Origin of the sequence: Agrobacterium sp. B1(2019), from assembly GCF_008274755.1 — a bacterium.
Lineage (GTDB): Bacteria > Pseudomonadota > Alphaproteobacteria > Rhizobiales > Rhizobiaceae > Agrobacterium > Agrobacterium salinitolerans.
Genome location: NZ_VTPB01000004.1, coordinates 15,226 through 38,465, shown reverse-complemented (window position 1 = coordinate 38,465; position 23,240 = coordinate 15,226). Strand labels below are relative to the sequence as shown.

Annotated in this window: 19 protein-coding genes; 7 read left to right on the top strand and 12 right to left on the bottom strand. The window is 58.4% G+C overall.

Features of this window, described 5'->3' with window-relative positions; genetic code table 11:
• Window positions 1-16: 16 nt before the first annotated feature.
• Window positions 17-997, bottom strand: coding sequence for a LysR family transcriptional regulator (locus tag AGR1_RS24295; RefSeq protein WP_149148572.1), 981 nt, complete (start codon window positions 995-997; stop codon window positions 17-19).
• A gap of 129 nt (window positions 998-1,126) precedes the next feature.
• On the opposite strand from AGR1_RS24295, the gene AGR1_RS24290 reads away from it, so the two are divergent.
• The 3 genes from AGR1_RS24290 to AGR1_RS24280 all read left to right on the top strand — a co-directional run bounded on the left by AGR1_RS24290 (window position 1,127) and on the right by AGR1_RS24280 (window position 4,583).
• Window positions 1,127-1,840, top strand: a complete 714-nt coding sequence (locus tag AGR1_RS24290) for an SDR family NAD(P)-dependent oxidoreductase (RefSeq protein WP_149148571.1) — start codon at window positions 1,127-1,129, stop codon at window positions 1,838-1,840.
• Window positions 1,841-1,874: 34 nt separating this feature from the next.
• Entirely contained in the window at window positions 1,875-2,864 is a 990-nt protein-coding gene (locus AGR1_RS24285; protein WP_149148570.1) for an amidohydrolase family protein, read from the top strand.
• Between the two features lie 819 nt (window positions 2,865-3,683).
• Window positions 3,684-4,583 carry a LysR family transcriptional regulator gene (locus tag AGR1_RS24280; protein WP_149148569.1) on the top strand — a complete coding sequence of 300 codons (900 nt, stop codon included), beginning with the start codon at window positions 3,684-3,686 and terminating at the stop codon, window positions 4,581-4,583.
• A gap of 63 nt (window positions 4,584-4,646) precedes the next feature.
• On the opposite strand, the gene AGR1_RS24275 is transcribed toward AGR1_RS24280, so the two are convergent.
• From AGR1_RS24275 to AGR1_RS24255, 5 genes are all read right to left on the bottom strand, one after another.
• Window positions 4,647-5,207 carry a hypothetical protein gene (locus AGR1_RS24275; RefSeq protein WP_246669729.1) on the bottom strand — a complete coding sequence of 187 codons (561 nt, stop codon included), beginning with the start codon at window positions 5,205-5,207 and terminating at the stop codon, window positions 4,647-4,649.
• A 203-nt stretch (window positions 5,208-5,410) separates the two neighbouring features.
• A complete protein-coding gene (locus AGR1_RS24270; protein WP_149148568.1) occupies window positions 5,411-6,865 on the bottom strand; it encodes an aldehyde dehydrogenase family protein in 1,455 nt (484 codons plus the stop codon).
• A gap of 115 nt (window positions 6,866-6,980) precedes the next feature.
• A complete protein-coding gene (locus AGR1_RS24265; protein ID WP_149148567.1) occupies window positions 6,981-8,060 on the bottom strand; it encodes an MBL fold metallo-hydrolase in 1,080 nt (359 codons plus the stop codon).
• Window positions 8,061-8,123: 63 nt separating this feature from the next.
• A complete protein-coding gene (locus AGR1_RS24260; RefSeq protein WP_149148566.1) occupies window positions 8,124-9,242 on the bottom strand; it encodes an NAD(P)-dependent alcohol dehydrogenase in 1,119 nt (372 codons plus the stop codon).
• Window positions 9,243-9,510: 268 nt separating this feature from the next.
• On the bottom strand, window positions 9,511-10,236 hold the full coding sequence (locus AGR1_RS24255; protein ID WP_281406471.1) for a pirin family protein: 726 nt from the start codon (window positions 10,234-10,236) through the stop codon (window positions 9,511-9,513).
• Between the two features lie 341 nt (window positions 10,237-10,577).
• On the opposite strand from AGR1_RS24255, the gene AGR1_RS24250 reads away from it, so the two are divergent.
• From AGR1_RS24250 to AGR1_RS24235, 4 genes are all read left to right on the top strand, one after another.
• Entirely contained in the window at window positions 10,578-12,257 is a 1,680-nt protein-coding gene (locus tag AGR1_RS24250) for an MFS transporter (protein ID WP_210248751.1), read from the top strand.
• Window positions 12,258-12,378: 121 nt separating this feature from the next.
• Complete coding sequence (locus AGR1_RS24245; RefSeq protein ID WP_149148564.1) at window positions 12,379-13,479, top strand: Gfo/Idh/MocA family oxidoreductase; 1,101 nt, start codon at window positions 12,379-12,381, stop codon at window positions 13,477-13,479.
• A gap of 127 nt (window positions 13,480-13,606) precedes the next feature.
• Window positions 13,607-14,623 carry an aldo/keto reductase gene (locus AGR1_RS24240; protein ID WP_149148563.1) on the top strand — a complete coding sequence of 339 codons (1,017 nt, stop codon included), beginning with the start codon at window positions 13,607-13,609 and terminating at the stop codon, window positions 14,621-14,623.
• Between the two features lie 30 nt (window positions 14,624-14,653).
• Window positions 14,654-15,631, top strand: coding sequence for a LysR family transcriptional regulator (locus tag AGR1_RS24235; protein ID WP_149148562.1), 978 nt, complete (start codon window positions 14,654-14,656; stop codon window positions 15,629-15,631).
• 54 nt (window positions 15,632-15,685) lie between these two features.
• On the opposite strand, the gene AGR1_RS24230 is transcribed toward AGR1_RS24235, so the two are convergent.
• The 6 genes from AGR1_RS24230 to AGR1_RS24200 form a co-directional block, all read right to left on the bottom strand.
• Complete coding sequence (locus tag AGR1_RS24230) at window positions 15,686-16,405, bottom strand: L,D-transpeptidase (protein ID WP_187772278.1); 720 nt, start codon at window positions 16,403-16,405, stop codon at window positions 15,686-15,688.
• A gap of 128 nt (window positions 16,406-16,533) precedes the next feature.
• Window positions 16,534-17,451: a LysR family transcriptional regulator gene (locus tag AGR1_RS24225; RefSeq protein WP_149148561.1), complete on the bottom strand. Its 918-nt coding sequence runs from the start codon at window positions 17,449-17,451 to the stop codon at window positions 16,534-16,536.
• A 161-nt stretch (window positions 17,452-17,612) separates the two neighbouring features.
• Window positions 17,613-18,362, bottom strand: coding sequence for a MerR family transcriptional regulator (locus AGR1_RS24220; RefSeq protein ID WP_149148560.1), 750 nt, complete (start codon window positions 18,360-18,362; stop codon window positions 17,613-17,615).
• A gap of 12 nt (window positions 18,363-18,374) precedes the next feature.
• Entirely contained in the window at window positions 18,375-20,273 is a 1,899-nt protein-coding gene (locus tag AGR1_RS24215; RefSeq protein ID WP_149148559.1) for a S9 family peptidase, read from the bottom strand.
• A gap of 928 nt (window positions 20,274-21,201) precedes the next feature.
• Window positions 21,202-22,338: a Gfo/Idh/MocA family oxidoreductase gene (locus AGR1_RS24205; RefSeq protein WP_149148557.1), complete on the bottom strand. Its 1,137-nt coding sequence runs from the start codon at window positions 22,336-22,338 to the stop codon at window positions 21,202-21,204.
• Between the two features lie 162 nt (window positions 22,339-22,500).
• The gene (locus tag AGR1_RS24200; protein ID WP_149148556.1) at window positions 22,501-23,223 is read right to left on the bottom strand and encodes an alpha/beta hydrolase; all 723 of its coding nucleotides are present in this window, start codon (window positions 23,221-23,223) and stop codon (window positions 22,501-22,503) included.
• Window positions 23,224-23,240: the final 17 nt, after the last annotated feature.

Here is a 23,240-nt window from a genome sequence, read left to right as displayed (position 1 = left end):
GACATTACTCTGCTCCTTAGCGTTCCGGGGGAGGCCGCATCGGCTGACTGTGACTATCTTCTTTGATGTCTCGCTCGCCAGATCTTCCCGATAATTTAACCCCTCGGCACGTTGCGATGAGCTTTTGCCTAAGCCAGCGGTGTTCCGGATCAGCATCGAAGCGTGGATGCCACATGGCGCTGATCGTCACCTCCGGCGTAGGCACAGGCAGTGCGAAACTCCGAAGGCCTTCTTGCCTAGCCTCGATGTGTTCAATGCACAGGCTCGGGACAAGAGCGATCAAATCGGAATGACGAGCGACGTTTAGCGCATCGGAAAAGCTCGGCACGATGGCGACGATATCCCGTTTCAGAGAAAGCTGAAACAGCGCATCGTCTACCGGGCCGTGCCACAGACCTCGCCGCGAGGTCACGACATGCCCGCAAGAAGCGTATCGTTCAGGGGTCACAGGTTCATTCAGGAGCGCATGATTTGATCTTACCACTCCGATGAACCGGTCCCGGAACAGGAGTTGACTGCGAACCTCTGGCGCGGAGGAACCCGTGGTGCCGATATCCAGATCGATTGTTCCCTGCCGCAGGGGGACTGTGTCTTTGTCAGGTTTTGGCGCGAAGTGAAAACGCACGCGTGGGGCCTCTTTGGCGATGCCCGCAATTATTGTCGGGGCGAAAAGGGCGACAAAACCCTCATTGGCGCGGATTGTAAATATTCGCTCCAGAGCTCCCGGATCCACGGGAAAGTGGGCTGGCGTCAGCACTGATCGGGCTTCCTGGACCATGGCGTGCAACCGCCCCGCCAGCTGCTCGGCGTGAGGCGTCGGTACCAGCAAGCGTCCAGCTTGAACCAGGAGGGGATCACCGGTTGCGTCTCGTAGCCGAGCCAGCGTTCTGCTGGTCGCGGACGGACTAAGGCCAAGGCGCCTTGCAGCTGCCAGCACACTGCGTTCGTCGAGCAGCACATCGAGAGCGATGAGAAGATTGAGGTCGATCTTTTTCATTCGGCGATCATAAACGGGCGCTGGCCTCATGCATAGCTCCTGATGCACTCGTTGCTTGCATCTGATGCGTCTGGCGCTTTGGATGCGGAATCTTATCTTCAAACAGAAACGATCAAAAGGAGCACCGAGATGTCCGAATTCCTGAATCAGCAAAATCCCAGCGTCCTGCTCGTCGGCGCCTCACGCGGCCTTGGACATGCGATGGCTGTCGAGTTCGTGAAGAAGAATTGGCACGTGTTCGGGACGGTGCGAGAAGGCGGCAGGACTGAACTTGCCGACCTCGAAAACCGCTATCCGGATCTGGTGACGATCGAACGCCTCGACATCACCGATCCCGATCAGATTGCCGCACTGCGCGACAGGCTTTACGGTCGTACGTTCGATATTCTGTTCGTGAATGCGGGCACCGCCAACCGTAACCAAGGCGAGACCATTGCTGAAACCACGACCGATGAGTTCGTGCGGATCATGCTCACCAATACGCTTGGCGTCATGCGAGCCGTTGAAGGTTTGCAGGACTTGGTGCGCCCCGCTGGCTTGATCGGCGTCATGTCATCGGGTCAGGGCAGCATCGCCGACAATGAGAAAGGAGGGCACGAGGTTTATCGCGGCAGCAAAGCAGCTCTCAACCAGTATATGCGCAGCTATGCAGCGCGCCACACCGATGACGCGCGGGCGCTGGTGCTTATGGCGCCTGGCTGGATCCGGACGGAACTCGGCGGCGCAGAAGCACCCTTCAGCATGGAGGAGACGATTCCCGAACTGGTTGAGACGCTCCTTGCGCAACAGGGAACGCCTGGCCTGCGGTTCATTGACCGTCACGGAAAGACGGTGCGCTGGTGAAACCTGAGACGATGGCGCATGAACGGAAATCGACATGAAGCTGATTGGTATTGAGGAGCATTATCTGACAGCCGATGTACGTGCTGCTTGGGACGCAGCAGCGCTCGCTGCCACGGATCCGAGTGTGGCGATCTATTCTGACGAGATCGAGCGTCGTCTGCTCGACCTCGCCGACCAGCGGCTGGCACTGATGGATGAGACCGGCCTCGATGTTCAGGTTCTCTCGCTCACCACCCCGGCCTTGCATGATCTCGGGTCAAAAGGTGCTGAACTCGCGCGACGCGCCAATGACGCTGTGGCGGAGGTGTGTACCCGACACCCGAACCGGTTTCAGGCCCTGGCAACACTTCCAATTGGATCACCCGACGAAGCTGCATTGGAATTAGAGCGATGCGTTACAAGGCTCGGCTTCAAGGGCACGATGCTGTGCGGTCGCGTCGGAGACCGGGATATGGATCACCCTGACCTCGCACCGGTCTTAGCGTGCGCGGCGACACTCGGCGTGCCGATCCTGCTGCATCCCCGTACGCCGCCGTCAGCAGTGCGGTCGGCTTATTATTCGGGATTTACACCAGACGTGGATGCAGCATTCGCGACGTTCGGCCTTGGCTGGCACTATGACGCCGGCATCCAGTTCATACGGCTTATCTTGGGCGGCACCTTCGATCGCCTCCCCGGTCTGCAGGTCATTCTTGGCCACTGGGGCGAGGTGGTGCTGTTCTATGCCGAGCGTCTGGCGGCGATGGACCGGGTGTCATCGCTGAAGGAGCCAATCGCGACCTATCTCCGGCGTAACCTGTATGTGACGGCCAGCGGCATGTTCAGCCGCCACTATATCGCACGCGCCGCAGCTATCGTCGGAACAGATCGGCTCTTGTTCTCCACCGACTATCCGTATCAGTACCGCCCAGGCCGAGACGCAAGACGGTTTCTCGGGGACTGTGGATTGGATGCGGAAAGCAAAGCAGACTTTGCCCACCGAAATTGGGAGCGATTGACTGAAGGCACCCCTTCCCCGCGTTGAAGCCATTTCTGTCTTCAGGGTTGCCTCGCAAACATGACCCTATGGCACAAATCTCTTTGGCAACTGATCAATTCAGGTCGAGCAAAGGCGACGAAACTCCGAGGGATTGGCTGCTTTTGCGTCATCTTGCAGACCAGCAGAGGGCAATCGTCTTGCAGCTTAAGGTATGTAACTGCCAGCCTTACTGGTCTATATCGGGCCTTTCCAACAACGGATCTGGCGTAAGACCGAATTATTGGACTGCCTCGGCAATAAGCTCGGGACGGGGATAGGCTGAAACCAACATTCCAAATACTTCAGAGCCATATGAGGGGCGAGAACAAGGTGCGTTTCAGCAGTGCCATCAACGAGATAATGAGGCGTACCTGCCGATCAACCGGGTCGTCTCAAGTGCAATCAATCTGAGAATCTTCCCGGGCAGATCCTCACGTTACCTGCCAATCTGGCCCGAAGCGGCCGCATTCGCACGGTTAACTGCCAACCGACAACAACATGAACGCTCTTCCGATCACACGTCGGTGAATCCGCCCCGAACCGAGGACGATGGGCGGGCAGGCGAAGGCCGCGACCATCGCCGTGACCGTTACCGGTTGCCCGACATCACCGTTTGTGACGCTAAATTCGGTCGCCATCGACATCCGAATGCTCACTTGCAGAAGTTCCTAAGTCACCAGCCCGAAGACACCGGCAGAGAGAGGGGGAGCTCACTGATCCCTCTCGCGAAATTGTTGCTGGGTCCGCTCGACTGCATCCGGTTCCTTGACAAAATTCCTCTGCCGGTGTTGCTGTGGCAGCCCAATATCCATCCTGGAGTTGCTGATGAAGGAACCCACGTCGGTTGATCTACTTGACGTAATTGCATTCATTCGGGTTGTGGAGGCAGGCAGTATTGCAAATGCCGCTTCGCGCCTCGGGATCGCGAAGTCGATCGTGAGCCGTCGGATTACGCGCCTGGAAAGCTTCCTGGGTGCAGCGCTCCTTACCCGATCTCCAAAAGGTACTGTTCTCACCGATGTTGGCCGGGAATATCATATCCGTGCTGCGTCGGGCCTTGCCGAACTGGAATCAGCGCAAGAAATGGTACTTAAGTCGACAACGGATGTATCCGGCCAACTAAAAATTTCGGTGCCCGTTGCGTTCGGGGAATTTTGCCTTGCGCCACTACTCGCGGAATTCGCGGCCCTCCATCCGAGGATCGATCTGGACATCCGCTTCGAGGATAGAAAGCCGGACCTGATTTCGGAAGCTTACGATGTCGCGATGTGGGTTGGAGGCCCGGCCGATTCAAACCTTATCACCCGCAAACTCGCGAGTGTTCGCTGGGCTATCGTTGCCAGTCCGTCCTACCTGAACGCGAGAGGGCGCCCAGCCAGGCCAGCTGATCTAGCAGGGCACGACGCCATGCTTTATGCGATGGATACGGGAATTTGGCGTTTCAAGGGACCGGACGGCTGGGAGCACATTCGCATCCCGTCACGACATCGGACGGATAATGGCCAAATGCTTCTCGCGGCGGCGCGAGCAGGGCTTGGTATCGTTTTATTGCCTATGTTCATGGTCCAGCAGGCGCTCGCAAATGGCGAGCTGGAGTTTATCCTTCCTGCATTCCCTTACGAGGGTGCAGATCTGCACATCCTGATGCCGCCGGCGCGCGCCGGAATTGCCCGCGTACGTGCATTGGCAAACTTCTTGTACGAGCGGCTCAAGCGAGAGATCTAATGCTGGACAAGTCGGTTAGCAGCCAAGTCTCTGAAAGCGTTGCAACCCGTCTGTAAGGGATACCTAGGCGGTTACGCCTATCAGGCGTGCGATTGACTTTTTTAGCTGCTCGGCAAAATACTGCTCGACTTGCGAAAGTGGATCGGTGACGCCGGCACGCGGCTCGACGGCGGCCGATATACGATCGCGCAGACCGGGGTCGGAAATACTTGAATGCTCCACCAGTGCGCGGATGACCGTGTTGGTGGCAACCTCCTGAGCGCTCTGCGCAAGAGCAGATTTCTCGCGTCTCTCCCTTTCGAGCTCCGCATGGCTCTCCGCCTTTCGCCGCCTCGACCGAATTCTTTGTTCTTTTTCCCAATAGCGGGCAGTACCGCGTCCCGTATAGAGTATGTCCCAGGCGTGCTCTGGATCACCACCCTTGGCCGTGTCCGCATCCGCGCCACACAGGTGCAAAAACAGCTGACGCATGGCGACGTCCGCGAAGTAAATCTGGGCGGTGGATCGCGGTCCAGGTGACTGAAATGCAGCCTCCGATTCCTTCGCCGCCTGGATGATGGCCGCATGTATCGCATCCATCATAGTTTTTTCCGCCTGCTTCAAAGCGTCGATCTCGTCCTGCAAATCTTTATCCTTTCGGAAGGTGCTGAATTCAATCCGAGGAGATGCCGTGTCAGATATCTCCATCGGACAGCCAGCCTGGATTGGGAACATTGAGTGGAAATTACGCCGCAGGCCCGAATGCAAATTTCCCGGACGTGTCCCGCGAGAGCTCCAGCAACAGATGCCCTGCCGCGAGAAAGCGGACCTTCGGCCAACTGCTCCTTTTATCGCAGCAAGCCTGGCCTGAGGGCGATGTGCTTGTACTCGGTAAAGTCCTCGATGGCGGCAACGCCGTTCAGCCGCCCGAGACCGGACTGCTTGAACCCACCTTCCTCCGTCCCGTCGTAGACCTTTGCCCAGTCGTTCACGAAAACGCTTCCCGCTTCCAGTGCCTGGGCGACGCGCAACGAACGATCGAGGTCCCGGGTCCAGATGCTGGCGGACAGCCCGTACTCGCTATCGTTTGCAAGCATCACAGCTTCCCGCTCGTCGGCGAACCGCTGCACGGTGATGACCGGCCCGAAGATCTCCTGCTGCACGATCGCAAGGCTGTTGTCCGACACCTCCAGCATCGTCGGACGGAAAAATGCGCCGTTCGCCAAGGCTTCATCGGTAACGGGGCCGCCGCGGACGATCGCGGTGGCGCCCGCAGCCAACGCGCCCTTGACGAGCTCATCGACGCGCGCGACGTTCTGCTTGTCGATGAGAGGACCCATGTCGCTCGCCGGATCGGACGCTGGCCCGACCTTCACTCTCCGCAGTCTTTCGGCAAGCCCATGGCGTACAAGCTCATAGATCGAATTCTGGACGAGCAGTCGCGAACCGGTCATGCAGAACTGACCGGCGAAAACCGTCAGCGCCTTCTCCAAAACAGGCAGCATCGCTTCGATGTCGGCGTCCTCGAAAACGATCATCGGCGCCTTTCCACCCAGCTCCAGTCCGAACCGCTTCATCCGTTTCGCGCCGACAGCGCCGATGGCAGCGCCGGTTTTCGTGCTGCCGGTGAAGCTGATCGTCGGTACGTCGGGACTTTCGACGAGGAGAGCGGCGCCCTCTGAACCGCTTTCGACGAACATGTTGACGATTCCGTCCGGCAGGTCTTCGGATTCAGCAAGAACCTCGGCCAGAACACCGCCGATCTGGGCTGTCTGGCCGGGCATCTTGACCACGACGGCGCATCCGGCCGCGAGTGCCGGCGCGAACGAGCGAACCGAGAGTATGACTGGAGAATTCCAGGGCACGATGATCCCTGCCACTCCCATAGGTTGGCGCAGGACCACTGAAAGGCTGCCGGGCTTGGGCAGCGTCGCGCGGCCCGCCTCGGTGCGGGCCATCGCGGCCCAGTAGCGCAATTTGCTCGGACTGCCGTCGACCTCGAATGCGGCCTCGCCGCGCAGTTTCCCGTTTTCAAGCGAGAGAATGTCGATCAGGCGCTCGCGATTGCGCTCGACCGCCACCGCCATCTGATCGAGCACTTTCGCGCGCAGTTCGGCGTCGTGGCGCCAGTCGGTGCCGCGAAACGCCCGCAGGGCCGCGTCCATGGCCAAACGAGCAGCGGCTTCTCCATCGTCCGGGTAGTCTCCTATCGTTTCATAGGTAGCGGGGTTGATGGAGCCTTGACGCGACGGTGACGTGACGAAGCTTCCATCGATCCAGTTCTTTGCGGAATACCGGGTCATTCAACGGCCTTTCTGATGATGGGCGGACGGACGGGAAGCCGCCATCGGGGGATGCTTCCCGGGCGAGCCGGTCGCAGCCCTCCCTTTCCGGTTCTCGACAGCGGGCGGGGTTGGATCAGGTCAGGAACGGCGGTGGATTTTCGCCGCGAAGCCGATAGTTCGGCCTTGGCCTTTCGAGGCGGATCGATTCCAGGACGGTGTAGGCGTGGTACTTCGTCTGGGTCGTAACTCCAGCCAGTCGCTCGGACCAGAGTTGTCCGTTGTTGCTCTTCTTTTCGAGAACGTATTTCGTCGCGAAGTTGGCCATCGAGTTGATCCAGTTCTCGGTGCCGGCGAATATATTGTCCCAGCCTGCACCGTCTAGGATGCTGACGAGTGCGTCAGACCGGCTGAAACGATCGATCGCCGCCTGCGCTCCATCGAGCACGTCCTGGAAATACTCGATCGAAGCCGCGACCGTTTCCGGGGTGCCGTAACTCATGTGATGACCGGCGACGAGGAAGTCGAAGTCGTACTCCATCAATTGCTTCTGGGCTTCGTACCAACCGGTGATATTCTGCGACGCGTCGCAGTGCATGAACGTCGCGCTGCCCGGGCTGACGATGTCGATGACGGTCAGCACCTTTTGCGCCCGGGCATAGATGAAGATGTTTCCGGGGCAGTGATTTTCACCCTTGTAGGACAGTTCCAGCGTCACGCCGCCGACGACGAGCAGATGGTCCTTGTCGAAGGTCAGCGTCGGGATCGGCCTTTTCGGATCGGGAAACCGCTCCAGCAGTTCCCTGGTGATGTCGTGCGCGACGATCTCGACATCCGGCCCGAAAACCGAAGCCGCACCAATGTGATCTGTGTGCCAATGGCTGTAGATCACGTGCGTTACTGGCTTGTCCGTAACGTCTTCGATCGCCGCCAGCATGTTTTCGCCGATCGTCGGCGGAGCGTCGATGGCGATCACACCATCGTCGGTCACGACGAAAGCCGCATCGTAGCCGCCGCTTGTCACCCAATAGAAGCCGCCGCGCAGTTCCTCGACGTGATAACCCAGCCTCTGGAACTGTTCGCTGGTGAAATAGGGCGGATAGTATCCCGCCGGATCGGACGGGTGCTCGCCGGCCTCCGGAAATCCGTAGTGATCTATTGCGAAAAAGTTTGGCGCGTCGGTAGCTTGGATGAGTTTCTGGTGCTTGTCGCACATGTGGAATAGTCCTCCGTGACATAAGTTGCTGGCTAACGGGATGGTAAGGTATTGAGTGAGCGTTCAGGCGACGTGCTCGGGAAACCGCAAAACCGCCTTGACGACGAGCCCCGCGGCAACGTCGTCGAACGCGGCGTTGATGTCCGCGAAATCGTAAAAGGTGAGCAGTCTGTCGAAAGGAAAGCGACCGCTTCGATAAAGGCCGACCAGCTCGGGAATAAGCAGGCCGGATACGGCGTCGCCCTGGATGATCCCGATGAGGCTCTGTCCGACGGTCAGCCTCGATGCGTCAAGGACGGCGCCCGAATGATCGTTGAAGGCGACGAAGCCGAATTGCCCCATCGGAGCAAGTGCGCCGATACCGGCGTCGAGGTTCTCCTTCCGGCCGCTGGTGTCGAGGACATATTCGACACCGCGAGAGGTGATATCTCTGATCGTCGAGGCGACGTCAGTATGCTCACGCGGATTGACGCAATGCGTTGCGCCAAGTTCGGAAGCGAGCTTCAGCCGTTCCACATTGACATCAATGGCAATGATGATTGCCGCATCGGCAACCTTGGCGGCCATGATTGCTGCCAGCCCCACCGCCCCTACTCCGAAGATCGCGATCGAAGCGCCGACCGGCACCTTCAAGGCTTTTAAAACAGAGCCGGCGCCGGTCTGAAAGCCGCAACCGAGTGGACCGAGGAGTTCAAGCGGAACATCCTTCGGTACCTTGATAGCGTTGCGCTGGTGAGCGAGTGCATAGGTCGAGAATGAGGATTGGCCAAAGAAATGCGCGTGGAGCCTGTTCCCGTCGGCCACTGCGACGCCGATCGTTCCATCAAGCCTGGCCCCGGCGAAATTGGTTTCCCAGACGTGGTCGCAATAGGCTGCATGGGAAGACATGCACGGCTTGCATTGCCCACAGGAGTGATAGGAAAGGACCACATGATCGCCGGGCTTGAGATGTGATACGGTGGATCCGACATGTTCGACGATGCCAGCGCCCTCATGGCCGAGGATTGCGGGAAGCGGCGTCGGCATGAGTTGTTGCCTGACATGCGCGTCGGTCGCACAAATGCCCGTGGCGACCATGCGGACGAGCACTTCGTCGGGGCGCGGCGCCTCGAGCTTCACTCCACGAAGAATGAAGGGGCCGTTTTTTTCTTCCAGTACGGCGGCGGTCGCGGATTGGGTCATCTTTTCCTCTATCGGCTGATTTCGGATACCGGGGGCGAGTCATCCCGCTCACGGACCGACGGCGATCCATGTTCGAAAGGGTTCGATCCGATCCGCTTGAGTTGGGGTTTGACGAGCAGTGGTGAAGCGGCTGTTTATTTCAGCCCGTTTGCGGGCCTGATGTTCGCGAGCGTATCCATGCTGTCGAACGGCAAAAGACAGTAGTGGCGGAACGTCGGGTAGCTGATAACGAAACCCTTTGTGGCTTCACGGCAGCTGGACAGTTAGATCAGACAGGTCTCATCTCGCCGGCGTTCGGGAATTTGCCTTGGCGGTATGCGGCATAGTAGACGTCAAGCTCCTCTTTGGAGCCAGCGATAAAGGGGCCGTGCGCCACGACATGAATATTTTGCGGTTGGCCTGCATACAGAAGCACGCGAGCGCCATCTTCACCCGCCTTCAGCCTGATAGCGCTTTCACCATCAGATGCCAGCGGGTGAGTCCAGCCGACCTTATCCGTGGTGAGAGGCGTCGCCCCCGTGCCTGCCTCTATTTCGCCCGCGATGACTGCGATGAAGCCATTATATGATGACGGCAGCACCTGCTCGAACTCGGCGCTTGTCTCAAGCTGGAGATCGACCAGGGTTACCGGAACGGCATTCTTCGTTGATGCAATCAACCCTGCCGAACGGCCACTGTAAACGGTTGCCTCAAAGCCGTCACCGCGGTGTACCGGCATTGTATCCCTTCTTAGGATCTGCACCCTCGGCGCCATGTTACGCTCCCGCTCGGGAAGAACCAGCCATAGCTGAAACAGACGCATCCCGGTCGAAACCCGGGCATCTTCCGAATGCACGATGCCGCTTCCGGCAGTCATCCACTCCACGTCGCCCTGAAGCAGACGTCCACCGGCATCTGCCATCGTGCCTTCAAGCATGAACGTGACAGTCTCCAAGCCAGCATGAGGGTGAGCCTCGCCGAATTGCCCCTCTTCGTTCACATGGTCGTCCGCCATCAGGAAAAAAGGGTCGGTCGCGGGGAAGTTTCCTGGCGCAACGACGAGAGCGGCCTTGTGCCTATCGCCTGCGAAGCCAGGGCCAAGAGGCGGTGTGGTGGTAATGCTGTTGATGGACCTGTGAAGCATTTGGACTGCCCTTCTGAAGTGGAGAGGTAAAGCCCGCCCGTTCTATCGACGAATGTGCGGTGCCTCCGATGTCACTGATTTTGAATGAATGACAGCCCGCAACAAGTCGCGATACCGCGAACCCTATGTTGCGAAATCAGCAACGCCTCAGGGCATCTGAGTTGGGTTACGCTGCTGCTCACTGATGCAGATCCTCCAGCAACGGAAGCGCAATGATGAACATGACGAGGCGTATTCGCAGCTTTTTTGCTGAGGAAGTGCGGTTCTTTCCAGAACATGAGAGGCCGGCGATAGCGGGCTCGCCGGCGACACCGGAACATCGACCGATGCTGCGGATCGCCTATGCCCTTGTCGCGATCCTCGTCGGCCTGGCAGGTGGGCTCGGCAACGCGCTCATCATGGTCAATGTCAAGGAGCTGGAGGCGGGTTTGGCTCTGAACGCCGTGCAGGCAGCGTGGCTGCCAACGGCATATGCCATGACAAATATCTCCGCCAATCTTTTGCTGATCAAGTTCCGCCAGCAGTACGGCCTGCGCATATTTACGCTGATTGCCCTTGGTCTATATGCTATCCTCTCCCTGACCTATCTGCTGACTGCAGATCATTGGCTCGCGCTGCCTGTAAGAGCCGCGAGTGGTTTCGTTGCGGCGGCATTGACGGCGCTGTGTCTGTTCTATGTGATGCAGGCGCTTCCTGGCCGTTGGCGCGTCCGAGGGCTGATACTCGGCCTCGGTATCTCGCAATGCGCGTTCCCGCTTGCACGCGTTATTTCGCCATGGCTGTCTGTCAGTTCGTACTGGCAGTCGATTTTTCTTCTCGAAGCGGGTCTTGCTCTTCTCTCATTCGCGGCCGTCGGTGCATTTCGATTACCGCCCGCTGAACGACGGCGCGTGTTCGCGCTTCTGGATTTGCTTACCTTTCTGTTACTTGGCGGAAGCTTCGCACTGATTGCCGCTGTGTTGGGGCTTGGGCGCTTGGAAGGCTGGTTCGAGGCCCCATGGATCGTGTTGTTTCTTTCACTCGCGCTTCCAATGTTCATTCTGGCGCTGAGGTTAGAGAGCCGCCGGGCCGCTCCACTTTTGAACCTGCGATGGCTTGCGAGCGGTGATATTGTTTTATTCGCGATTGCGGTTCTCATGGCTCGCATCGTCCTTGCGGAACAGAATGTCGCGGCGGGACTCCTTACGGCATTGGGAGGCGGCACCGATCAGAACGCGACGCTTTCGCTTGTTACCTTTCTCGGGGCAGTTGCCGGGGTGATGGTGAGCGCGACTACATTAAAAGTCGAAAAGCTGGTCATGCCCATGATGCTGGCGCTAGCGATAATCGCAGTCGCCTCGTTCATTGATGGCTCCGCCTCGAGCCTCGAGCATCTGCCACGCTTTTACTTGTCCCAAGCGGTGATCTCATTCGCGGCCATGTTTTTTCTCGGGCCGGCACTGGTGTTAGGCATCACGAGCGCGCTGCAGAAAGGCGACCGAGAACTCTTGAGTTTTATCGTCCTGTTTGGGGCGATCAATTCGATAGGCGCGCTTACCGGCCAGGCTTTGTTCGGAGCCTATATCGACGGCATCGCGACTGTTTCGCGAGATTGGATCCTTGCCCATCAGAACGCCTTACGCTTGGCAGCGATGTTGGCTTTTTTAACAGCGGCCTATCTGGCTGTGCTCCTCGCATTTCGTATCTGCCATAAGCTGGCGGAAATTCGTCGGGAGAAACAGGTGTCCACTAGCAGTGCTGCCCCCTTCGATCAGGTTGGTCCGACCAAGCCGCAGTCAGGAATGCTTTGGCACCCGCCGATGCTTTCGTTTCAGGCTCGCGCGGTCTTGAGCGTTATCGCGACAGCCGGGGCTATTCTCCTTTTGGTCGCAGTGTGGCCGCAGGGGCGTTAGGCGATATCCATGGCGTGGATGTTCGCCCATACCGTTTATCGATTTTGTCGCAGTGCCGGGGTCGATTAGAACTTGCTCAGGACGAAGGTAGCGTCCGGTAACGTGATTTGGAGCATTGCAGATGTCGGATAAGAAATTTCGTGTGGGTATTATTGGAGCAGACACGCACGCAAGTTGGGCAGGTGCATCGCATGTGCCAGCTCTTGCGTCACAAGCTCATCTGACGCTGGCGGCAGTCGCGACCCGACGCGAGAAAAGTGCCAGGGCGGCGGCCGAAGCATTCGGCGCGGAACTCTGGTTTGCCGATCCCTACGCGATGATCCACGACGAAACCATTGACGTCATCACGGTCGCCGTGAAGGTGCCGGCGCACAAGGATCTCGTGATGGCCGCCTTGCACGCGGGTAAAGCCGTCTATTGCGAAGCGCCTCTGGGCGCAACGCTGGCGGAAACAAACGAGATGGCCGCAGCAGTCGGGTCTTTGCATACCGCGATCGGCCTGCAAGGACGGCATAATCCTGCCGTCCGACGTGCGGCAGAACTGGTCGCGTCAGGAAAGCTCGGTCGCCTGATGTCAGCGCGTGTCGGCGCAACCACATTTGGCTACGGTCCGCAATCTCCGAGCATGTACGACTATTTCAACAAGGCCGCTTCTGGCGCCAGCTTCATGACGATCACGGCAGGCCACGTGCTGGACGTCATCGAGGCTGTGCTCGGCAACATTGTGGAGGTCGATGCACGCACGGAGCTGCTCTGGCCGCAGATCGAGATCGTCGATACAGGCGAGACTTCACAGCGAGAGATTCCGGATCATCTCGATCTGATCGGCAAGACGGCAAGCGGTGCGCCTGTATCGGTGCAGATTCTGGCCGGAATACCTGCTGAAGAGGCGAGTTTTGTATTCGAGATCCGTGGTTCGCAGGGCTGGCTGAAGCTGACCGGGAATCATCTGGCAGGCGTACAGGTTGGGGACATTTTACTTTCATCGAGCCTGGAATTCGCTGCGCCCGATAGGCCGGTCGCGAACGGTGTCGGCCCAACAGCGGCCGATTTCTGGGCAGGAGCCGCTATCAATGTCGGGGAGGTCTATGCGTCCCTGGGGCGCGATCTGACGAACGGTACATACACCACTCCCGGTTTCGACCATGCCCGCCATAACAGCCGTTTGATCGCCGCCGTCGAGCTTGCAGCAAGAACTGGCGAACGGCAGCAAATCGTGTAAGGCGCCGCAGAAAGGCTCGGCGTTCGTAACGAATGTCGAGCCGGTCGTGAGCGCAACCAGCGGGGAAACGCGCGCAACAAGGGCGAGCACCGGCAATCCCGGAAATACAAGAAAGAAGGACGACATTATGCAAATGCGCAAGCTGGGTGAAAGCGGGTTGTTCGTGTCGGAATTGTGTTTCGGCGCCATGACATTCGGCGGAACTGACGGATTATGGGGAAAGGTGGGAAGACTTGGACAGGGGGATGCCGATGCACTGGTCAAGGCCGCTCTCGACTCCGGCATAAACCTGTTCGATACGGCAAACGTCTATGCCCACGGACGCAGCGAAGAAATACTGGGACGTTCGCTGAAGAACCTTGGAGTGTCGCGCAGCGACGTCGTGATCGCGACCAAAGTCGCCTCCGCCATGGGTGACGGACCAAACCATCGCGGCGCTTCTCGGGGACATATAATCTCCGAATGCCGGGCAAGCATCGGCCGGCTGGGTCTGGACCACATCGATCTATACCAGATCCACGCATTCGATTCCGCGACACCGATCGAAGAAACGCTGGAGGCGCTCGACACACTCGTCCGGGCCGGCGATGTTCGCTACATCGGTCTTTCGAACTGGGCCGCGTGGCAGGTCATGAAGGCGATCGGGATAACGCGCGCCAGAGCCCTCGCACCTGTCACCTCACTGCAGGCATATTATACGCTTGTCGGGCGCGATCTGGAGCGCGAGATCGGCCCGCTGCTCTCATCGGAACGTGTTGGCCTTATGGTCTGGAGTCCGCTTGCCGGCGGCTATCTCACCGGAAAGTATTCTTCCGGTGGCAACGCAGCAGGCGGTCGACAGACGGAACTGGATTTTCCGCCCATCGATCGCATCCGGGGAGAGCCGCTGATCGCGGTCCTCAAAGCTGTCGCGGAGAAACACGGTGCTAGCCCGGCACAAGTCGCGATCGCCTGGTTGCTGAAGCAAAGCGTCGTCTCGACCGTCATCATCGGCGCCAAGCGCGTTGAGCAATTGCAGGAAAACATTCGGGCCGCATCGATTGACCTGGACGATGACGACATGGCGAAGCTCGATGCGGTCAGCCGTCTTCCCGTCGAGTATCCTGGCTGGCTGCTGAACGCCGAAAACGAACACTCGCGCTGACATAGAGAATATGCTTGAGATCGATGAAGGATGAGCTTAATTATCCATATCATGAATTTACATGGTATCGATCTCAATCTCCTGGTAGCCTTTGATGCTCTCAATTCCGAGCGCAATGTGACACGTGCCGGAAGCCGTATCGGCCGCACCCAGCCGGCCATGAGCGCGGCTTTATCGAGATTGCGGTTTCTGCTGCGCGACGAGTTGTTCGTTCGTGGGCCGACCGGTCTTCAACCTACACCGCGCGCTGTAGAACTTGCCGAACCTATCTCGCTTGCCTTGCGGGAAATTCAGAGGACATTGCAATTCACACAGGGTTTTGATCCTGGCAAATCGACCATATCTTTTTCCATTGCCGTTTCAGCACATGCAGGTTCAGTCATATTGCCGCGCCTCCTGTCACTGCTTGAGGAAAAAGCCCCCGGAATTGATATCAAGGTAAGGGACTATAGTAGCCGCGATGATGCGATTTCTCTGCTCGATAGCGGCGGCGTCGATCTGACGGTGGGAATTCCTCCCGCACCCACGAGCAGGATCCTGAGTGCCCGACTTTTCCAGGAGCGATTCGTTTGTATCCTGAGGAAGGATCATCCAATCCTCGGTCGCTCTTTCGATGCCCAAACGTTTCTGTCTCTGACACATATCCTGGTCGCCCCCGACAATGAGGGCCTGGATGTTGCCGATGCCGCATTGGCTTCGAAGAATTTCAGGAGGCGCGCGGCCGTGACCATTCCCCATATGCATGCCGCGCCGGCATTGGTTGCAGCGTCGGATATGGTTGCGACAGTCATCGAAAGCGTCGTTGCTCATTCAGGCTTTGCAGAGCGCCTCGCTGTGTTCGATTTCCCGCTCCCCCTAAACCCGATACCATTCGTGCTGTCGTGGCATCGTCGCAATGACGGGCACCCGGCACAGCAATGGCTGAGAAACGGTCTGCTCGCCGCGTTTCCCCACGTGTGGCTCGCTTCAGAAAATATTTGCAGCGATCTTGCCCAGCAGTACTATTAGGCGGCCATCCGTATCGCCGCCAAACACCTCAGAACGCGGAGCGCTCAATTGGCATCACACAGCCATCGGCGTCTGATGCACGACGATTGGCGCGTGGAAAGGAACGCGGTCGTAAAGGTCAACGATGTCCTGGTTCATAAGGCGGACGCAGCCAGATGAAACAGCCTTGCCGATGGATTGCCATTCGGGATTGCCGTGGAGACGATACAGCGTATCTTGTCCATTCTGGAAAATATAAAGGGCCCGAGCGCCGAGGGGGTTATGAAGACCAGGATTCATCCCTCCGTTTGCGACAGAGTATTTTTCCAGTTCGGGTTGCCGGGCAATCATCTCGCTTGGCGGCTTCCATCTTGGCCAATGCTGACGCCAATGGATATATCCGTTCCCTTCCCACGAAAATCCGTCGCGGCCGATGCCAACGCCGTATCGTAACGCGCTCCCGCCGTTTTCCACCAGATAGAGAAATCGCCTTGGCGTATCGACGACAACAGTTCCTGGCGCCTCCCCGGTTGGGTCAGCGACGCGCTGCCTGAGATATTCCGGGTTCATTCGCTCAAAAGGAACTGCGGGAACGAAATGTCCGCCGTCTTCAAATGCGGCGTAACGGGAAGCGAGTTCCGGGTCGATCGGTGAAGGCGTTGGATCGGTAATTCGCTGAGGCGAGTTCAACGCCGATCTTTCTTGCACTGTTGTGCATCCGCCGAGTATTGCCGGCACCGACAGAGAGCCGAGTACGAACGTACGGCGAGATATGAAACTGTTTGGATTTTGCATTATGGAAAGTGACCTTCGGGTTGGGCGTGGCATACGTTGCTTTAATCGCACAGTATCCCCCCTCCGACCGAACATTCCATATCTGCATGAGTGATAGCCGTCATAACCGTTGGCTATGCTACGCGCGGCTACCGTTGCTCCGGGGATATCCCGTCAATGCTCCTGAGCCGCGGCATAACAAAGTCCGTAAATGCCCGCACGACCGGGCGCATAAACTTTGTGGACGGATAAGCAAGAAAAGCTTCGGTAGATCGCAGCCAATATTCGGAAAGCACCCTTACAAGCTCGCCGGTGGCCAACAAGTCAGATACGAGGTTCTTCTGTACCAGTCCCACACCCCGTCCTCGTAAAAGTGCTGCAATCATGACATGCGCATTGTTCGTTATGAGTAACGGTCTGACGATGACGTCCTCGGCGCGCGCACCAGGTCCCACTAGGGGAATAGTATTGCGATGAGCGAGCATTTTCGGGGTACCAATGACCTCTAGCTCTGAAAGCCGTCTCGTATCGCCAATCTGTCCTACCTGTTCCAGGTAGAGAGGGGAAGCGACGAGGAATCGCTCCACCCACCCGATGCGACGTGCGATGACATCCTGATCCTCGATTTTCCCGTAGTGAAGTGACAAATCGAAATTATCATAGACCAAGTCAACTGTGCGCTCGTCGAGAGCCAGTTCGACGGAAATCCCGCAATACTCATCCTGAAATTCCCCGACTATCCGTTCGAGATGACCAACACCAATGCAAGACGGGGCGTGAATTCTTAGATTGCCTTCGATTTCACCGGTGTTGATGCGAACGCCTTCCAGCGCCGCGTCGATTGATGCGATCGCAATGCGGCTGGCTTCGTATAATTCGAGTCCATGCGCCGTCGGGCGGACGATTTTCGACGAGCGCTCCAGAAGCCTGGCTTGAACGTGGCGTTCGAGGTTCGAAATATGCTTCGTAACCGCCGGCTGCGTTACCCCAAGGTCCCGTGCCGCAGCAGTAATCGACCCCTTCTCGACGGTGCGGATGAAGGCTTTTAAAGCAACGTTGATATCCACGATATTGCTCTTGGTTATGATTGACCACAGCCATAACCAAATGTTTGGAATATGGCTTGATGATGTCTGGGCGCGGGACAGGGGCGCATTTCAACGTCATGGATCCGATTGCCGCCCGCAATCGGTCAATCATCTCACGACTATTAGCGCAAACCGGGCAATCACCGCTTGGATTTCAGCCCCCTGTTGATTTCCCTCAATAAGCGTTTCTGCTGATCGTTCGTATTCTCCAGGGCATGAAGCCAAAGCAGCGTTGCCGTCTGGTGCTTCCTACCGCCGCTCAACGCGTTGTCGAAGTCTCTCATCCATGATCCAAGATGGGCGATGTAATCTTCGGCAAGCGCTGAAATCTCGACGCCGTCACTATCTTGCCCCAACGCGTCGAAACGATACCCCAGCTCTCGCACGGTAGCACCATATTCGGGATCCGCGAGTTGGTCATAGAGGCGGGCCAGTTCTGCGCGCTGCCCTTCATCCAAAAGATGTGACAGGAGTACGGATTGGTCCCGACCGGCCCGCACCGCTTTAGGCTCTCGCCCGACCTCCAGCGGCATCAGAGACGCAGCAAATTCCGGTGCCATGTCGGGCGGTCCTTTGCCGTCACGCAGGGCTGTAACAGTCCGGCGTTGACGCTCCAGAAGTTCGATCTGCCGCGTGAGCCCCTCAAGAAGAGCGTCCAAACTGTCCTTGCTCATCTCGGCACGACCGTCGAGAATGGCTGGGGTTTGCGAGAGCGAGAAACCGAGCGCTGTCAATTGACCGATACGCAGCAGTCGGATCAAATGCGGCACGCTGTAAGCGCGATACCCATTATTCTGTCTTGGCGGCTCCGGCAAAAGTCCAATCTGGTGGTAGTGCCGCAGCGCGCGGGTGCTCACGCCCGCCAGTCCTGCAATCTCCTTACTGCGCATGCGCCGCCCTCATTACTCGCCCCTCAAATGCCGTGCAAGAAAGCGCTCGATCCTCCGATAAAGCTCAATATTGCTATCCTCGTTGATGAACCAGTGCCCTTCGCGCTCGTTGAGAAGATAGTCGACCTCCACACCATTCGCACGCACCCTTTCCACCACCAGATCCGCCTGTTCCTTTGCGACACGCACATCGTTCGCGCCGTGAACCACCAAAAGCGGTTTGGAAATGCAATCAAGCCGGCTGACCGGCGAGCGTGCAAGCATGTCCCGGTTCTGCGTCTCGATGTCCGGATCGCCCATGTAAGAAAGGTAGGTGTTGATCAGCGTAGGCCGTACGAACGGGACGACTCCATCCACCAGCCTCCGGAGATCGGACATGCCGGAGTAGGAAATGGTTGCGGCGAAGCGCTCCGGCGTGAAGCTGGCGCCCACCAGCGCGGCGTAGCCGCCATAGGAGCAACCGTAGATCGCCACCCGCGCCGGGTCGGCAATACCCTGCCCGATTAGCCAGTCGAGCCCGTCAATCAGGTCGTCATGCATGCGCCCGGAGAACTCCCCTATCGCAGCTTGCATGAACGCCTTGCCATAGCCGGTCGAGCCGCGAAAATTCACCTGCAGCACGGCATAGCCGCGGTTGACGAGGAACTGGACTTCCGGATCATAAACGCAGGAATCGCGATACCACGGCCCGCCATGCACCAGAAGCACGGTCGGCAGCGCACGCCGCTCATCCTTGGTATCGAACCAGACGGGCAGCGTGACATGGCACGGCAACGTCAATCCGTCGCGCGACATCACATCGACGGGTCGCACGCTCGCCAGCCGCTCGGCTTTGAGCACTGAGAATCGCTCGCCAAGCACATGCGCTTCACCGCTCGCATGTTCGTAAAACCATGTCGTGCCGGGATGCCGGTCATGCCAAAATTCCGCCACCCATTTTCGCCCATCGGCATCGCAGGAAATGTACCCTATTTCCCCGTCTGACAGCCGCTGTAGGCTGTCTAGCACGGCGGCAAAATGCGCTTTCAGAGGCCGTATCAGCTGTCTTTTGCCAAGATAACGTAGTCCCAGCAGCTCGCCTGTCACAGGATTGGTTATCAGGCTCGAGGGAAAGCGCGGATCGGCCTCTGGCCGCGGCGTATCGAGGCTGAAATCTGGCGGGCTGTCGACTACCCTGTGCTTGCCCGTCGCAAGGTCAATGGCAGCAAGATAGGTGTGGTCGCTGCCCGCGTTGCAGCCAACCAAGATGCTCTTTCCATCCGCCGCCACCATCAGCGGCATCGGCCCGATCGGCTGGTCGCGTCCGCTCAGCTTCGCCAACGTGGTGAAAGCACCGTTCTCGTACCGAGCCAGTTCGTGGTCACCCACGTCGTTGATGATGAAGGCATGCGGTCCGTTCGGTGTAATGATCCAGCGTACGAATCGACCGGGACTAAAGGCGGCGACCCTGGTTTCAGCGCTTTCGATATCGACCTCGTACAGATCGATCAAACCCGGACTTCTGAGGTTCATCTGCACGAAAGCCTTACCTGGAAACGCGGCGGACAAGTCCAGTCCCATTACCCGCACGCCGGAATAGGGCGTCAAGTCGACAGTCCTAGCCTTCCTGCCCACCGTCTCTGCCCCGTCCACCTCCACACGATGGAGGTGCCAGTTCTCGTCGCCCTGGGTGTCTTGTACAAAGAGAATGTAGCGAGCATCACGCGTCCAACTGAAGCCGTCGATATTGCGCATGTCATCGCCCGTCAGTCGCCGCGCCGCGCCTTGTCCGACTGGCCGCACCCAGATATTCAACCGCCCATGCCAAGGCGCCAGATAGGCCACCAGCCGGCCATCGGGCGAAATCTGCGCGCGCGAAAATTCTGGCATTCCAAAAAGCGTTTCAATCGCGATGAGATCAGGTGCAGTCATGTCGAACCTCGCATCGTCGACGGCTCCATCGCGGGCCGCCACACTCAAACAATATCGACACACTGCCTGAACTATGACGTCGCGTCGGGGTCAACCGAGAAAGCAAGCTTGGTCCGGAATCACGTAATTTCTGCGTAACTGTGAGATTCCATATGGGTTTGGCGGGATCGCGCTTCGCTCTCGCAATTGACTGACTTGGCTAAAAAGAAGGTACATCAAATGAGCAAAGCCTCCCAAAATCACATCGTCAACCGACGCCTGTCTGCCGGAACAATGTTCGCAGGCCTCCTTATCCTGACCGGTTGCCAGACACCGGAACAGGAACGCTACGCCGATCTCGACACCTGCTCTGGAATGGGCGCACGATACGGATCATCGTCTCATACCGCATGTATGCTCCAGCAGCAGCAGCGTCGTGACGACGCGCAACTGCGGACTCTTGAGTCAGCAAGGCTAAGCCAAATCATGGCAGAAGATGCACGCCGGCAGCATGAGCGCATGAGAAGAGAGAGACGACGGGACTAATTCCGAGTTCGGTGTGAGGCTCAAGCGGAGACGTTTGCGCCCAGCCCCTCACCAATGATGCGCCCCTTTATGTAGACCAGATCTGGTCAAAGCCACAACATCGGAAAGCGGTGGCTAAATTGGATCTGATCTTCGTATTCCATAAAGGCCCGCGACGTGTTGAAGCCGCTTTCTAACGCCGGACACACGCTGGAACGCAACCACACAACTGGACCGAAGTCGACTTCGATTGCATCGCCGGGGCGTCCAACACGTCGACCTGGAGCGCGTTACGAAAGCAGACCGGGTGCTTACGTGGTTGTTCGGCCTTTCGGTTGCACGCGCAGAGATGAGCCACAGCGCGCATGCTAGAGTATCCGTGTTGGTCAAGCTAGCGATTGGGTCCATTTTCTTTCCTGGGTTTTTAGGGGGTGAGGTTGCCCGTATCGCGGACGGACAGATGCTGGCGATGACCCGTCACATTGGCCTGTGTGATCGCCTCGAGCACCCGGTGACGATCGAGCGCGACCGCGAAGTCTGGCGCATCTGCGGTTCCGTCGCGAAGATCGGCGGCGAGCTGGGCGTAGAGCCGGGCGACACCCGCCGCGGGCGCTTCAAGTTGCAGATCGGGAGCCGCATATGCTGTTGGGACCTGTAGCTGCTGGACAGGCTCGCTGCCGCGGCGCAAGGTGATGGTCATATCACCGAAGTGGATGTAGCCCGACGCCGTCTCCACGCGCAGACTGCCTTCCGTGCCCTGGATCTCCCACGCCGAGCTGGCGGACTGTCCGGCGCTGTAGTGCAGAGAAGTGACGATCCCGCCTTCGAGAACGCCGGCGACGATGATCTCGTCCGGCGCATCCTTCGGAAGAGACGAGCCATCCGAAAGGCGGACGCCGTCGCCGCGCTGATTGGCGACGATGGCGGACAAGCTCTCGAATCCGCCGAGCACGTGGGCCAGTGGTTGGAGCGCGTGGCCGAGCATGATGCTTTGAAGCGTCGCGCCATTCGCTGCGCGAGCCATGTACTCGAATGGCGGGTCGTATCGGCCGACCCACATGTCGTCGTTCAGATGCGCTCGGATGCTCGTGCTGAGCGGCATACCGATCACGCCCTGACGGACGAGGTCGTGAAGGTAGCGGATCGGCGGGTGCAGGCCGCCCTGCAGGCCAATAACCGTGCGCAGCCGCCGTTTGCGGGCAAGCCCCTCCATCGCTCCGGCTTCCGATAGATTTCGCGCGAGCGGCCATTCGCAATAGACCATCTTGCCCGCGGCGAGCGCGTCGGAGACGATCTGCTGGTGATCCGGTACCTTGACCGCAACCACGACCAAGTCGACCTCCGGCCGCAGGACCAGCGCCTGATGTGTATCAAAGGCTAGATCGGCGCCCAGTCGGCGAGCAGTCGCGTTTGCACTCTCCATACGAGTTGTGCTGACAGCGCGGATCTGGAATGCATCGAGCGCCCGCAGCGCGGGGACGTGGGCAATTCCGCCCCAGCCTCGATCGGCACTGGCGCCGATGATGCCGACGCCAATCCGGGTGATTGCTGAGTTTGTCATTTATGCGTGCTCCTGTCTGGTGCAGCCTGGGCAATGCTTGCCGTTCTGCTTCACCATCGTTTCGTTTTCAAACAAATGCGCGGGTGCTTGGCGAGTGACCAAGCATTGCCGTTCGCGTTGCGGCTGCGTGGGTTTGAGCCGAAGTGATGCAAGCGCAGAGAGTTAAACGTGGGCCCAATGGGCCTCGAGTGCGCGCGCAACATCGGCCGGGCGCTCTATCATTGGCCAATGCGAGGCGCGCAGCTTCACGACAGCGTGTGCGTGTGTGGCATTGCCGAGCTCGTCAGCGAAGCGGTGCGGCAGGAACGGATCGTCCAGGCCCCAGATCACCAGCGCTGGCGCAGTTATGCTACTCAAACCCGGTTTCCACTCCGCCCCGACCTCGATTGCGGAACGATAAAGTGCCAGAATGCTCGTCCGCATGGTGGCATCGAGATGCCGAACCGATTCATCCGCCGCATCTTTAGGCATCTGGGCCTGGACGAGTTTCGCCGCAAATTCCTGGAGGTCGAGCTCCTTCATCCATTGCTCGCCCTCACCTGGGGTCTGCCAGATCTTGGCGAGATAGTGCCAGGGATATTCCGGATCAATTGGCCCGCTGATGCCGGTCCAGGTCCGGACCAGATCCGGTCGGATCGACGTGATACGGCCTGTCAGCAGGCAGCCCCAGTCATGGCCGACCAGATCTACGGGTTCGCCGATCTCAGTAATCCGGTGAATAAGCCAGTCGAGATATTCTTCCTTTGTTGACCTGAAGTCTGGCGGCAACGGATGACCGAAGCCGGGAAGATCGATCGTGACGATGTCACTGCGTTCAAGATGAGAGCGAACGGTGTCCCAGATCCGGTGGGTGTCGGGTACGCCATGGACGAAAACTGCAGGCATGTCGCGATCTCCTTGGT